At 43.3% G+C, this 13,639-nt stretch carries 7 protein-coding genes, 1 tRNA gene and 1 pseudogene; 5 read left to right on the top strand and 4 right to left on the bottom strand.

All coding sequences use genetic code 11. From position 1 onward, the window contains the following. Window positions 1–161 precede the first annotated feature (161 nt). A complete protein-coding gene (locus tag KFO40_RS08565) occupies window positions 162–2,246 on the top strand; it encodes a BT4734/BF3469 family protein (RefSeq protein ID WP_118407592.1) in 2,085 nt (694 codons plus the stop codon). Window positions 2,247–2,288: 42 nt separating this feature from the next. Beyond that, window positions 2,289–3,152 carry a Bro-N domain-containing protein gene (locus tag KFO40_RS08560; RefSeq protein ID WP_004299365.1) on the top strand — a complete coding sequence of 288 codons (864 nt, stop codon included), beginning with the start codon at window positions 2,289–2,291 and terminating at the stop codon, window positions 3,150–3,152. A gap of 132 nt (window positions 3,153–3,284) precedes the next feature. Here KFO40_RS08560 and KFO40_RS08555 read toward each other — a convergent pair whose 3' ends face one another. Then, the gene (locus KFO40_RS08555) at window positions 3,285–4,451 is read right to left on the bottom strand and encodes an exo-beta-N-acetylmuramidase NamZ domain-containing protein (RefSeq protein ID WP_118407623.1); all 1,167 of its coding nucleotides are present in this window, start codon (window positions 4,449–4,451) and stop codon (window positions 3,285–3,287) included. A 69-nt stretch (window positions 4,452–4,520) separates the two neighbouring features. On the opposite strand from KFO40_RS08555, the gene KFO40_RS08550 reads away from it, so the two are divergent. After that, complete coding sequence (locus tag KFO40_RS08550; protein ID WP_004312347.1) at window positions 4,521–5,057, top strand: HDIG domain-containing metalloprotein; 537 nt, start codon at window positions 4,521–4,523, stop codon at window positions 5,055–5,057. Between the two features lie 89 nt (window positions 5,058–5,146). Further along, a complete protein-coding gene (locus KFO40_RS08545; RefSeq protein WP_008024969.1) occupies window positions 5,147–7,861 on the top strand; it encodes a putative LPS assembly protein LptD in 2,715 nt (904 codons plus the stop codon). 186 nt (window positions 7,862–8,047) lie between these two features. On the opposite strand, the gene ung is transcribed toward KFO40_RS08545, so the two are convergent. Together ung and asnA are read right to left on the bottom strand one after the other, a co-directional pair. Next, window positions 8,048–8,710, bottom strand: a complete 663-nt coding sequence (ung, locus tag KFO40_RS08540) for a uracil-DNA glycosylase (protein ID WP_118407591.1) — start codon at window positions 8,708–8,710, stop codon at window positions 8,048–8,050. Between the two features lie 6 nt (window positions 8,711–8,716). Next, entirely contained in the window at window positions 8,717–9,754 is a 1,038-nt protein-coding gene (gene asnA, locus KFO40_RS08535) for an aspartate--ammonia ligase (RefSeq protein WP_004299370.1), read from the bottom strand. 276 nt (window positions 9,755–10,030) lie between these two features. On the opposite strand from asnA, the gene KFO40_RS08530 reads away from it, so the two are divergent. After that, window positions 10,031–10,102: transfer RNA gene (locus KFO40_RS08530), tRNA-Arg, on the top strand. A 656-nt stretch (window positions 10,103–10,758) separates the two neighbouring features. Here KFO40_RS08530 and KFO40_RS08525 read toward each other — a convergent pair. Further along, a pseudogene (locus KFO40_RS08525) lies at window positions 10,759–13,614 on the bottom strand (bifunctional fucokinase/fucose-1-phosphate guanylyltransferase); the annotation flags it as partial. Window positions 13,615–13,639: the final 25 nt, after the last annotated feature.

Raw genomic sequence — 13,639 nt, 5'->3', positions numbered from 1 at the left:
TCCTGCCTTTATTCGCAAATTTAGTAAGCATTATTTCTATAAAATAAAGTCGTGTGGCGTAGCAAATAAAAGCAGTGAAATTTGTTTGGACGAAGAGCATGTTGTATCTTTGTATGGCTGTAGTGCAGCTTTCCTTTTACTGGAAATAATAATAAAAAAAGATGAAAATAACATTAGTCAGAGACGATGGCAAGGTAAAAACCTTACGGACGTTGAAAATGGAGCTCCTTTTGGAGCAGATGAAAACGGAAGTCAAGGCGCAGCCCGTCTCAAAGATGAGGGAAGTCTTGCGGTATACTCTTCCGGGAAATTCGATTGAAGAGGTGCGTAAAGTTCCCAAAGTGATGCCTGCCGCAGCTTTTGTCCGTAAAGAAGGGGTAATGACCTTGAATGAATATAACGGCATAGTGATGATGGAAGTCAACAATCTTTCAGGAAGAGCGGAAGCCGACGAAATAAAGGAACTGGTCAAAGAGCTTCCGCAAACATACCTTGCTTTTACCGGATCTTCCGGCAAATCAGTAAAGATATGGGTGCGGTTCACCTATCCGGACGACCGCTTGCCAACTTTACGCGAGCAAGCGGAACTTTTTCACGCGCATGCTTATCAGACGGCTGTGAAATATTATCAGCCACAACTGCCTTTTGATATCGAACTGAAAGAACCGTCGCTCGAACAATATTGCCGGCTGACGTATGATCCTGAACTTTATTTCAATCCGAAAGCAATGCCCATTTATATGAAGCAGCCCGTCAGTCTTCCGTCCGAAACGACTTTTATCAAACGAACGCGGGAAACTGATTCTCCTTTGCAGCGAATGGCGCCCGGATATGAAAATTATGAAGCATTGTCGGTGCTTTTCTCCGCTGCATTCAACAGGGCGCTCGAAGAACTGGACGGATATCGGGAGGGAGACGATCTGCAACCGCTACTGGTGTGTTTGGCGGAGCATTGTTTTCGGGCAGGTATCCCCGAAGAAGATACTGTGCGGTGGACAAAGGCGCACTACCGGCTCCCTTCGGACGAGTTACTGATTCGCGAAACTGTGAAAAGTGTCTACCGTTCCGCCAAGGGATTCGGCAAGAAGAGCAGTCTGACGGCCGAACAGCTTTTCGCCATGCAGATGGACGAATTTATGAAGCGCCGTTATGAATTTCGATACAATACGCTGACCACGGAAGTGGAATATCGCGAACGGAATAGTTTTAATTTCTATTTTCGTCCGGTGGACAAGCGGGTGCTGGCGAGTATCACGATGAATGCGATGTATGAAGGGGTGAAAATGTGGGATAGGGACGTAATCCGCTATTTGGATTCCGACCATGTGCCTGTTTATCAGCCGGTGGAGGATTTTTTGTATCATCTGCCTCACTGGGATGGTAAAGACCGGATTTTGGAACTGGCCAACCGTGTTCCCTGTGATAATCCGCATTGGGCGCCGTTGTTCCGTCGGTGGTTTTTGAATATGGTTGCCCATTGGAGGGGAATGGATAAGAAACACGCCAACAGTACGTCACCTTTGCTGATTGGCCCGCAGGCATATCGGAAATCGACTTTTTGCAGAATGCTTCTTCCTCCTGCTTTACAGGCGTACTATACGGATAGCATTGATTTCAGTCGGAAACGGGACGCGGAGTTGTATCTGAATCGCTTTCTGCTTATCAATATGGATGAATTCGACCAGATTAGCCCTACCCAACAGGCTTTTCTGAAACATATTCTGCAAAAGCCGGTGGTGAACACACGTCGTCCGAATGCTTCGGCAGTGGAAGAGCTTCGCCGGTATGCATCGTTCATTGCCACGAGCAATCATCGGGATTTGTTGACGGATACTTCCGGTAGCCGTCGTTTCATCGGTATTTACATGACGGGAGCTATAGATGTGTCGCGTCCTATTGATTATGAACAGCTTTATGCACAGGCGTTGGAGTTGCTTTATCACAACGAACGTTATTGGTTTGACTCCGAAGAAGAGGCTATCATGACGGAAAACAACCGGGAGTTTGAACAATCTCCTGCCATCGAACAGTTATTTATGGTTTATTATCGTAGGGCGGAAGAAGAGGAAGAAGGAGAATGGCTACTGGCTATTGATATTTTGCGCCGGATTCAGAAAGCGAGTAAGATGACATTTTCCGCCAGGCAGGCATCTTATTTCGGGCGTATCTTGCAGCGGCTCGGAGTGAAATCTAAACGGAAAACGTATGGTACGTATTATCATGTTGTACCTTTGGAGGTAGAATAGAATTTGTTATTTATTTATTATTTACATCATATATATAATGCTATGACTAAAAAAGATGCTATAAAAGTATTTGAAGATAAAAAGATCCGTGCTGTTTGGGATGACCAAAAGGAGGAATGGTATTTTTCCATTGTGGATGTGATTGAAGTATTAACAGACAGTGAGCGTCCTCGTAAGTATTGGGGGGATTTAAAAAAGAAGTTGAAAACAGAAGGAAGTCAGTTGTCCGAAGAAATCGGACAACTGAAATTACCCTCTTCTGACGGCAAACTGTATAAGACAGATGTAGCTACAACCCAACAACTTTTCCGTCTAATTCAGTCTATTCCCTCGCCCAAAGCGGAACCCTTTAAGATGTGGATGGCTCAAGTCGCCAAAGAGCGTCTGGATGAAATGCAGGACCCCGAACTGACTATAAATCGGGCGATGATGGAATATAAATCTTTAGGTTACTCGGACAATTGGATTAATCAACGATTGAAATCAATTGAAGTACGGAAGGAACTTACTGATGAATGGAAAAGAAATGGGATGCAAGAGGGCGTTCAGTTTGCTGCATTAACGGATATAATTTATCAGACATGGGCTGAAAAGTCGGCAAAAGAATATAAGCAGTTTAAAGGATTGAAGAAAGAAAATCTCCGTGACAATATGACGAACACTGAACTGATCCTTAATATGCTTGCTGAAACGGCTACTACGGATTTGTCCAAAGAGAGAAACCCATCCGGTTTTGCTGAAAATGCCGAAGTGGCAAAAGATGGGGGAAATGTGGCAAGAGTTGCTCGCAAGCAATTGGAAAGTCAGCTAAAACGCCCTGTTATATCTCCACTTAATGCAAAAAGTGCATTGCAAGTTGGTGATGAACGGGAAAAAAATGAAACTTCAGGAGAGAGCGTGGATTAATCAAGTATGATAGATACCCCGTTTTTGATGGTCTAAGTATGATAGATGCCGGAAATAATAGTTATCTATCATACTTATTCTTTTAATTATAAGTGGTTTATGAAAATGAATGAGAGTATGATACTAGTTTTTTTACTCATAGAGAAGATATTTTTTTCTGATCTCCTTGTAATCCTGTAATTCCTTTTGCCAACTATTCCGGATAGCCTCTTCCGATTCTCCTTTGAGGATAGCTTTGCGTACGCTGTCAGTTCCCATCAGCAAATCAAACCATCGGGCACGGGAGAAGAAAGCTGCGTTTTCGCCGGATAAGCGATAAAAGTTCAAGAAGTAGCGAAGCGTAAATCCATTTACATCGGTTACATTCCGGAGATCTTCCCCATAACAGGTGATACCTTTGTGCATCGGATTTTTGTCAAAACCGGGTAAGGAGCGGGGAGTAAAAGTGAAACTTCCGTATTTCTTATTAGGTGCGCCTAATACCTGGAAAGGGAAAGTTGTCCCCCGTCCCACGCTGACGCGAGTGGCTTCAAAAGGACAAAGTGAGGCATACAATCGGATAGACTGGTCGTTCGGGAGGTTGGGCGACGGTTTGATGGGAAGTGAATAAGGTGCTCCGTGTTTCCATCCGGTCATTGGAATTACCTTTAATGAACAAGGATTTTTCTTGTTGGCAATCCATCCTTCCCCGTTTATCATCTGTGCCAGTTCGCCGATGGTACATCCGTGGAGAACCGGAAGAGGTAACATGCCAACAAAACTCCGGTAGGCAGGTTTGAGTATCGGACCATCCACATAATCGCACGGATTGGGGCGATCCAGTACAACCATTTCTTTCTTGTTCTCTGCGCAAGCTTCCATCACATAATACATCGTGCTTATATAGGTATAAAAGCGTGCCCCTACATCCTGAATGTCGAATACAATCAAATCGACATCTTTTAGTTGGGCAGCAGACGGCTTTTTGTTGTCACCATAAAGCGATACGATAGGAATGCCGGTGCGGGAATCTTTTCCGTCTTTCACTGTTTCACCCGCATCTGCGTTACCACGGAAACCATGTTCGGGAGCAAATACCTTGACCACCCGGACGTCTCTCTTTAATAAGGTATCGAGAAGATGAACCTGCTTTCTTCCTACAACAGAAGTGTGATTGACCACCATTCCGATGCGTTTTCCTTTCAGCAACGGCAGATATTGATCCATCTGTTCTGCTCCCGTGACAATTTGACTGTTTACACGCATTGGCAACAACATAATGAACAAAAATATAAGAATGAAGGAAACTCTAGTTTGCATATCGGTAATTTTTTTGTAATATTGCACAAAAATATTAATTTCTCATCAAGAGAGCAAAAAATAAAGCACATGAATCCATACGAAATCATTGATAAGTATTATCCGGAGAATACCCAGCAGAGACAAATATTAGTAATACATAGTCTGGCAGTGTCCGGAAAAGCAATGAAAATGCTGGATGCTCATCCCGAATTGCGTTTAAACCGGAGTTTTGTAAAAGAAGCCGCTCTGTTGCATGATATTGGTATTTTTCAGACCGACGCTCCAACTATTCAGTGCTTTGGCACTCATCCTTATATCGCTCACGGATATTTGGGAGCCGAAATCTTGCGGGCGGAAGGTTTTCCCCAACACGCATTGGTGTGCGAACGCCATACGGGGGCAGGGCTTTCGTTGGAAGATATCATTGCCCAGCAACTTCCCGTTCCTCATCGTGAGATGCTGCCCATCACCTTGGAAGAACAATTGATTTGCTTTGCGGATAAATTCTTTTCTAAAACCCATCTGGATGAAGAGAAAACAGTGGAGAAAGCACGGCAAAGTATTGCAAAATATGGTGAAGAAGGTCTAAGCCGCTTTGATAGATGGTGTTCTCTCTTTTTATAGCACTAAAAAATAATTAAATAACGAAGATTCTAACTCATATTTGGTGAAGATTGTGTACTTTTGCCACTTCAAGCGTAAACTATTAGTTAATGGCGCCATTGAAAGCAAAAATACTTATATCATTCATACTGCTGATTGTCTTACTGATGCTTCCCGATGAGGCTACGTCTCAACGTCGAAGAAGAGGAATGATTGCCTCCAATACCGCACAAACGGATTCCCTTCAGGGAAATGATTCGTTGAAAGCAGATACGGTAACGGTACGCATTGATTCTATCGCACCGGTAAAGAAGAAACAACCACTCGATGCACCGGTTGTTTATGAATCTAACGACTCCACTGTCTTTACTTTGGGAGGAGCCGCTACACTTTATGGTAGCGGAAAAGTGAATTATCAGAACATCGAACTGGCTGCGGAAGTTATTTCGATGAATCTGGATAGTAGTACTGTGCATGCTTATGGCATCAAGGATACTACCGGAGTGGAAAAAGGTAAACCGGTATTTAAAGAAGGTGATACCTCGTATGATACGGAAACAATCCGATACAACTTCAAAACCAAGAAAGCGGGAATTACTGATATCGTCACCCAGCAGGGAGAAGGATATGTGACCGGAAGCAAAGCGAAGAAAGGGGCCAATGATGAAATTTTCATGGAGCATGGGCGTTATACAACCTGCGATCATCACGACCATCCCCACTTCTATATGCAGCTGACAAGAGCTAAAGTGCGCCCTAAAAAGAATGTGGTGACAGGTCCTGCCTATCTGGTTGTGGAAGATGTGCCTCTGCCGTTGGCTGTGCCGTTCTTCTTCTTCCCATTCTCCAGCAGTTACTCTTCCGGTTTCATTATGCCGACTTATATGGACGACTCCAGCCGTGGTTTCGGTTTGGCAGAAGGAGGATATTACTTTGCCATGAGTGATATCATGGACTTGAAAATAACGGGAGATATCTTCACGAAAGGTTCATGGAGATTGTCCGGATTGACAAACTATAATAAACGATATAAATATTCCGGTACGCTGCAAGCGGATTATCAGGTCACCAAGACAGGAGATAAAGGGATGCCGGACTATGCAGTTGCTAAGGATTTTAAGGTAGTATGGAACCATCGTCAGGACGCCAAAGCCAGCCCGAACAGCACATTCTCCGCCAGTGTGAACTTCTCGACCAGTAGTTATGAACGTTCTAATATCAACAACCTTTATAATTCGCAGTTGTTGACTCAAAATACCAAAACATCAAGTATTAGTTATTCTCGTAGTTTTCCTGATATCGGTCTGACCTTATCCGGAACTACCAATATCGCACAGACAATGCGTGACTCTTCTATTGCAGTCACTTTGCCTGACTTGAATATTACATTAAGCCGTCTATTCCCCTTCAAACGCAAGAAAGCGGCAGGAGCCGAACGCTGGTACGAAAAGATTTCCGTTAGCTATACGGGACGTCTGACAAACAGTATTCGTACCAAAGACGACCGTCTGTTTAAAGCCGGATTAAGTGAATGGGAGAATGCAATGAATCACAATATTCCTATCAGTGCTACTTTTACACTGTTCAAATATTTGCAGGTTTCTCCTTCGGTCAATTATACAGAGCGTTGGTATACTCGTAAGATTAATCAGCAATATAATGAGGTAGACCATAAATTGGAAGCATTGCCGGGTGATACATTGAATGGTTTCTACCGGGTTTCCAATTATTCGGCAAGTTTGAGTTTGAGTACGAAACTGTATGGTATGTACAAACCTCTTTTTGCTAAGAAGAAAGAGATACAGATTCGTCACGTATTCACGCCGCAGGTAAGTCTTAGCGGTGCTCCGGGATTCAGCAAGTACTGGGAAGAATATACAGATTATAATGGCAATACGCAATATTATTCTCCTTTCACGGGGCAACCTTATGGAGTACCTTCGCGCGAAGGATCGGGAACAGTCAGCTTCTCTATTTCAAATAACTTGGAAATGAAGTATTACGATGCCAAAAAAGATACGCTTAAAAAAGTCAGTCTGATTGATGAATTGGGAGCGAGCATGTCCTATAATATGGCTGCCAAAGAGAGACCTTGGAGTGATTTAAGTATGAACCTCCGTTTGAAACTGACGAAGAATTATACTTTCAATATGAATGCATCGTTTGCTACGTACGCTTATACATTCGATAAAAGCGGTAATGTAGTGACTAGTAATCGTACAGAATGGTCGTATGGTCGTTTCGGACGTTTCCAAGGATATGGCTCTTCTTTCAACTATACCTTTAATAATGACACATGGAAGAAATGGTTCGGTCCGAAAGAGGAGGATGAAAAAGGAAAAGATAAGAAGTCGGAGGATAGTGACGATGAAGAATCTGACGGAACGGAAGGAGATGGTACTACACCTAAGAAAGTAGAGAAAGCACAGGCAGACCCGGATGGTTATCAAGTGTTTAAGATGCCTTGGTCGTTGAGCCTTAGCTATTCGTTCAATATCCGTGAAGATAGGTCTAAGCCTATTAACCGTTATTCCATGCGATATCCTTATACGTATACGCATAACATCAATGCAAACGGAAATATAAAGATTTCTAATAACTGGTCGCTCTCGTTCAACTCGGGCTATGATTTTCAGGCAAAAGAGATTACGCAGACTTCTTGTACAATCTCCCGTGACTTGCACTGTTTCAACCTGTCCGCTAGTCTTTCTCCTTTCGGACGCTGGAAATATTACAATGTTACCATCCGTGCGAATGCAAGCATCCTGCAAGACTTGAAGTATGAGCAGAGAAGCCAAACGCAAAGTAACATTCAGTGGTACTAGGATAAGTTGAGAGTGGAGAGTTGAGAGTTGAGAGTGGAAATTCGGACGTGTAATTGTTTTGTTACAATATAGAAAAAGAAAAATGGCTGCGCTATCATTCGACGAATAGTGCAGCCATTTTTTTTACTCTTTATTCTTAACTCTCAACTCTCAACTCTCCATTCTCAACTTATCCAACTTCTCCAACTACCATGCGATTTCTGTTTTTCCATGGGTTTTCAGGTAATCGTTTGTGCGGCTGAAATGTTTGTTTCCGAAGAAGCCGTTGTAAGCTGAAAGAGGAGAGGGGTGGGCAGAGGTGAGCACTAGATGCTTGTTGCGGTCGATAAACGCTCCTTTCTTTTGAGCGTATGATCCCCATAAGATAAATACCAGATTTTCTTTTTCTTCTGCCAGGGCACGGATTGCAGCATCGGTAAATGTTTCCCAGCCACGATTCTGATGTGAACCTGCTTGGTGGGCACGTACGGTCAGGGTTGCGTTGAGTAATAAAACTCCTTGTTCTGCCCAGCGAGTCAGGTTTCCCGTGCTCGGGGCATCTGAACCGATGTCGGCTTTGATTTCTTTGAATATGTTCACTAATGAAGGGGGAAAAGGCACTCCGTCGTTTACAGAGAAACAGAGACCATGTGCTTGTCCCGGTCCATGGTAGGGATCTTGTCCTATAATTACAACTTTCACTTTGTCGAAAGGACAAAGGTTGAAAGCATTGAAGATCAGTTTTCCCGGAGGGAAGATCTGATACTGGCTATATTCGCTTTTGACGAAATCGGTCAGTGTGCGAAAGTAGTCTTTGTCGAATTCGGGTTTTAAATGTGCTTTCCAGCTTTCTTCAATTTGTACGTTCATAGTTTGTTATATAAGGTGTATATCAAGTTCTTCACATTCTTTGCGCATATCTTCGGGCCAGATGCTGGCTTGTATCTCTCCAATGTGAGCTTTGCGAAGGTAGAACATACACAAGCGGGATTGTCCGATACCTCCTCCGATAGATAGTGGAAGGGTGTCATTCATCAATCGCTTGTGGAAATAAAGTTCCAGTCTTTTTTCTTCTTTTTCTTCTTTCAACTGACGTTGCAAGGCTTCTTTGTCAACACGGATTCCCATAGATGATAATTCGATGGAGCGTTGCAGTACATTGTCCCACAGAAGGAGGTCGCCGTTTAGTCCGGGCAAGTCGTTCAATCCTTTGGTTGTGTAGTCGTCATAGTCCGGTGCGCGTCCGTCGTGCTTCTTGCCGTCGCTAAGTTTGCAGCCTATGCCTATGATAAACACAGCTCCGTATTTCTGGCAAATGGCATGTTCGCGACATTTGGGTTCCAGATCCGGATAAAGTTGGCGCAATTCTTCTGAATGGATGAAATGTAGCTTTTGTGGCAGGCACGGCTTGATTTGCGGATACATTTCGTATACCATATATTCTGTACGGATCATAGCCGCATAAATACGGTTGACGATCTCTTTCAGGAAGTTTACGTTCCGGTCTTCATTGGTGATGACACGTTCCCAGTCCCACTGGTCTACGTAGAGAGAATGCAGGTTGCCCAGTTCTTCGTCTGAACGGATTGCGTTCATATCCGTATAAATACCATATCCGGGTTCGATATGATAGTCAGCTAAGGTCAACCTTTTCCATTTAGCCAATGAATGAACCACTTCGGCTTGTGCATCGCCCAGATCTTTAATAGGGAAAGAAACGGGTCGTTCTATTCCGTTCAAATCGTCATTGATACCCATTCCTTTCAATACGAAAAGGGGGGCAGTCACACGTCTAAGGCGTAGCTCGGATGACAAGTTTAATTGGAAGAACTCTTTTATTTGCTTGATTCCCAGCTCGGTCTGTTTGAGGTCGAGTAGCGGATTATAGTTCTTAGGTTTTATCAAGTAACTCATAGGTTTGTTAAATGTTAATTGTCGGCAAAGATAGGAATAAAATTGATATATGTAATGGATATTCTCTAAAAGATTGTCAATTTGATAAAGTAAATGCTCTAAAGCATTTCAAAATAACAATGTCTTAACATGGGGAAGTGCCTTAAGAACTATAAAAAAAGAAGAATCATTAGGAAGATGAGAAGATTTTTTATACTTTTGTCCTCACATTTAGAAAGAATGGCTTCTTTATTTAAGCGGATGAAGCGTTTTTTCTAGCCTGATAAATTTGTATAAGCACCTGTAGTTCAATGGATAGAATGGAGGTTTCCGGTACCTCAGATAAGGGTTCGATTCCCTTCGGGTGTACTTTAAAGCCGTACTTGCAGAGAGTACGGCTTTTTATTATTGTATTTTCAGCCCATGTATGGTATATGATGTTACAGCACAGAGCTTTTTATCTTCGAATATTTTTATAGCATCCTTTTTTAGTCATGACCTCTTGTATTTTGATTTTTTTCCTTGTTCAACCAGAATTGTCGCTTATGCAAATGTACAACTTTCACATGATATAAAAGCAGTAATAGATAAAATCTTGTGTTCCATATTATTATCCGTAGTTGCATAATTTAGTCTAAAGAGAATGAAAAGTTGTTTTAGATGATTGGAATCTCATAGAAAATGCTAACTTTGTAACGATGAAGAAGTAAAAAAAATGATGTTGATATAGTGTATTTATAGCTTTCCGGAAGTAGATATCTGACGATAAATTATATTAATCCCATAAATATAAATTAGAATGGAAGAAGCTAGAAAAAAGAAATGGGCTAGTGTGGCGCTGATTATCGGAGCTATTGGTTTTATCATTATTATGATTTACTTTACAGTTATTTCAAGTCTCAACATGTAAAACAGATCATTATGGCATTGAAAAATTGAAGCTTGGACATTTCGTTTGAATCTGTCCAAGCTTGTTTTTTGTGGTTCTGAATGAGATTGACCGGTAGTCTGGCAATGCCTCTTCTTTAGCTTCTTGAAACCTGAAGTCCCTTGTCAGAAAGCGTCATTTCTACAAAACGAGCGCGTGGGTTGGGAGCTTGTTCTGTCAATATCCGTCGGATTTGTCCGGCTGCTTGAGGGCCTTTGGCTACCATATATAAATAACCGCCACCACCTGCTCCGGGGAGTTTGTATCCTAGGGTATAATCCTTGATTTTCTCAATAATGGCTGCTACTGCCGGCGGATTGGTTCCGCAATCTAATGCCTGGTTTTGTATCCAGGTTTTGCCGACCAATCGACCGAAACTATCGAAGTTGCTGCGCAGGATAGCTTCACTCATATCCATTGCATGGGCTTTCATCTCGGCTAGCAAACTTAGATGTGGACCGGAATTGAGGAACATGGAACTGACAATTTCCGCCAGAATACTTTTGGCAGTACGGGTAATTCCTGTATAATATAACAGATGGCAGTCGCGGTAGTCAGGATGAACAAAGAGTTGATCGGGCAACCAGCGCACTAATGGATGCTGTTCGAAACCTGCTTCGGATTGTAGTAGTTTAATGCCGGAAAACACACCGCCATATTGATCCTGCCAACCTCCTCCTGTGGTCAGTAGTTGTTCCAATATTAATGTGTAACTGCATATATCATTCTTATCCCAAGCCAGTCCGCAGAAATCATTGATTGCTCCGAGCACGGTGGAGGCCAGAATGGAACTGGTACCTAACCCCGAGCCAGCAGGAATAGCAGCCAACAGGGTAATTTCGATTCCCGAACCGAAGGCTTCCAGCTGTTTGGCTAAAGAAGGATAGGATTCTGTTGAGAATGCCGGCGCGAAACCTGCCAACGTAAGGGCGGCTTTGGGGATGGAAAATGGAGAACCCACTTTTTTGTAATCTTGCAGTTCCTCGTAATTTCGTATCACTTCCATTGCGCCCATATCAATGGAGCGAAGGGTAATATGATATTCTTTGCAGGGTTTAACGTATACTTGCAGCGGCGGTTGGCCGTTCAGTTCGATGGCAAGATTGACAACGCTTCCTCCTGAATAAAGAGAGTAGGGAGGGGTGTCCGTCCATCCTCCTGCCACATCAATGCGTACAGGGCTGCGGCTCCATACAATCTGATCGGAATAAACGTTGAGTGTGGGATGACTTTTACGTTCGTTCATCACTCCTAATAAACCGTCACGAAGCAGTTGGAAGGCTGCCTGTTCTTCTTTTGCGCAATCTTTGTCTTCACGTAGTTTCATGATGCGTGCACGAAGCATCCGGTTGTGTATCCGTAGCATGGGTGCGGCATCTTCTTGCAGGACATCGGGAGTATCCAGGTTGAAACGTACAAATTCGTTTGCGGCATCCAGTAAGTTAAGTTGATAGAATACGCTTTTTTCATAATTAGCCGCCAGTCCTTTCCAGTTCTCTTTACGGAAAGCGTTGCGCTGTTCATAAAGACGCTTGAGGTTGGCGCCTGCCGAGATTTCGTCGGCAGAAACTTTCTCTGCTTTGAGCCAACGTTTTTTCCCTTCTTCCAGTTGGGGTTCCGATGTCATCCAGCGCACTAATATGCCTAAATTTTCAACAGAAGTTACTTTGGGGAAGATAGATGCTGATTGTAAATCATCGGTGCGTCCTTTTATATCCTCCCAGGTAATTCCTCTTTCTTCCATCCAGCGGGTGAAAGGGATATTAAGATAGGTAGTCGTTGATTTGTCTAACGCTCCTTTGAACACATCATCCAATCCATACGGACGTGCAACAAAGTCATTGTCGCCGATAGGGATAATGTCGATGCAGACTCCATCCGGCAGGTTGATGTTCCATTGGTTTTCGGGAACTCCTGTTATTATTTGGCGGGAACCCAGTTTCCAGCCTTTTCCCACATGACTATTCTCAATCCATAAGTTGGCATTGTCTGCAGAAAGAGAAACTTGTGTGATAGAGTTCTGGATAAAGATAGCCGGATTCGGTTTTACTTTCCGGTGCATGATCCTTCTTTGATCGCGTACCTTGTCTTGTATGGCTAAAGTAGAAGAAATCAGTTCATGGCTTGTGCCATAATGATAGAATTCTCCACCGGGCAAAGGCAATATGGCTACGGATAACTGATTGATTTCTTCATCTTCCGTTTTGGGATGCTCTCCCAAAGCCAAGCCGTAGTCTGAGTATAAGTCATAATAATTAATATCATTGGTTCCTTCTTTTAATGACCGTTTCATCAATACTTCGATGGCGCGGTCACTCAAAATCCAGATACCGATGTCCATCAGGAAAAGATGAGTTTTCGATAATCCTTCTAACTCTTCAAGAGAAGGTTTCTGTAACATGAAGTCGAGAACCTCCGGCTTTTTCCGGTCGGAAACAAATACACCATGATGGGTTGCCAAGGAAGGATTTACCCATAAGCCGTAGCACACTACGTCTGCATTCGGAATATCCTGGAGTGGCTTTTCCGAACGGATATATACATCTCCGCTTGCGATCAGCGTATTCAGACCGGCCGGGGCCTGATTCATAATCCTTTCATAGAGTGGGAGCTGCAATGATAATAGATTCTGTCCGAGTTTTTGTCCTCTTTCCCAACTGAAGATCGGGATCGGAGTCAATATTTTGCCGGAAGGTCCGTAGCTGGGCAGGCGACGGCTTTGTCCGCCTGCATGGAGCAATATTCTTTTTTCATCTCCTATCCAGTTGCCGAAAGATTTTTGTGGCGCGAATGCCTGATGGCAGGCCTGCAATAACCATGTCGTTCCGCCGCCGGAGCCTAGTTTGCTCCCAATGGGGTCTGATGTACAAAACCAATCGGTATGGTTGACTTCTTCCAGTTCGTGGAAGCAATGGATCAAATTGGGTGGTAAGGATAATAACTTTTGCATAGTAGAATCTGCGTTGGCTTAGATGGAA

Origin of the sequence: Bacteroides sp. 1001302B_160321_D4 (genome assembly GCF_015667765.1) — a bacterium.
GTDB lineage: Bacteria > Bacteroidota > Bacteroidia > Bacteroidales > Bacteroidaceae > Bacteroides > Bacteroides xylanisolvens.
The sequence above is the reverse complement of the archived record's forward strand: the minus strand, read 5'-3'. Positions and strand labels throughout refer to the sequence as shown.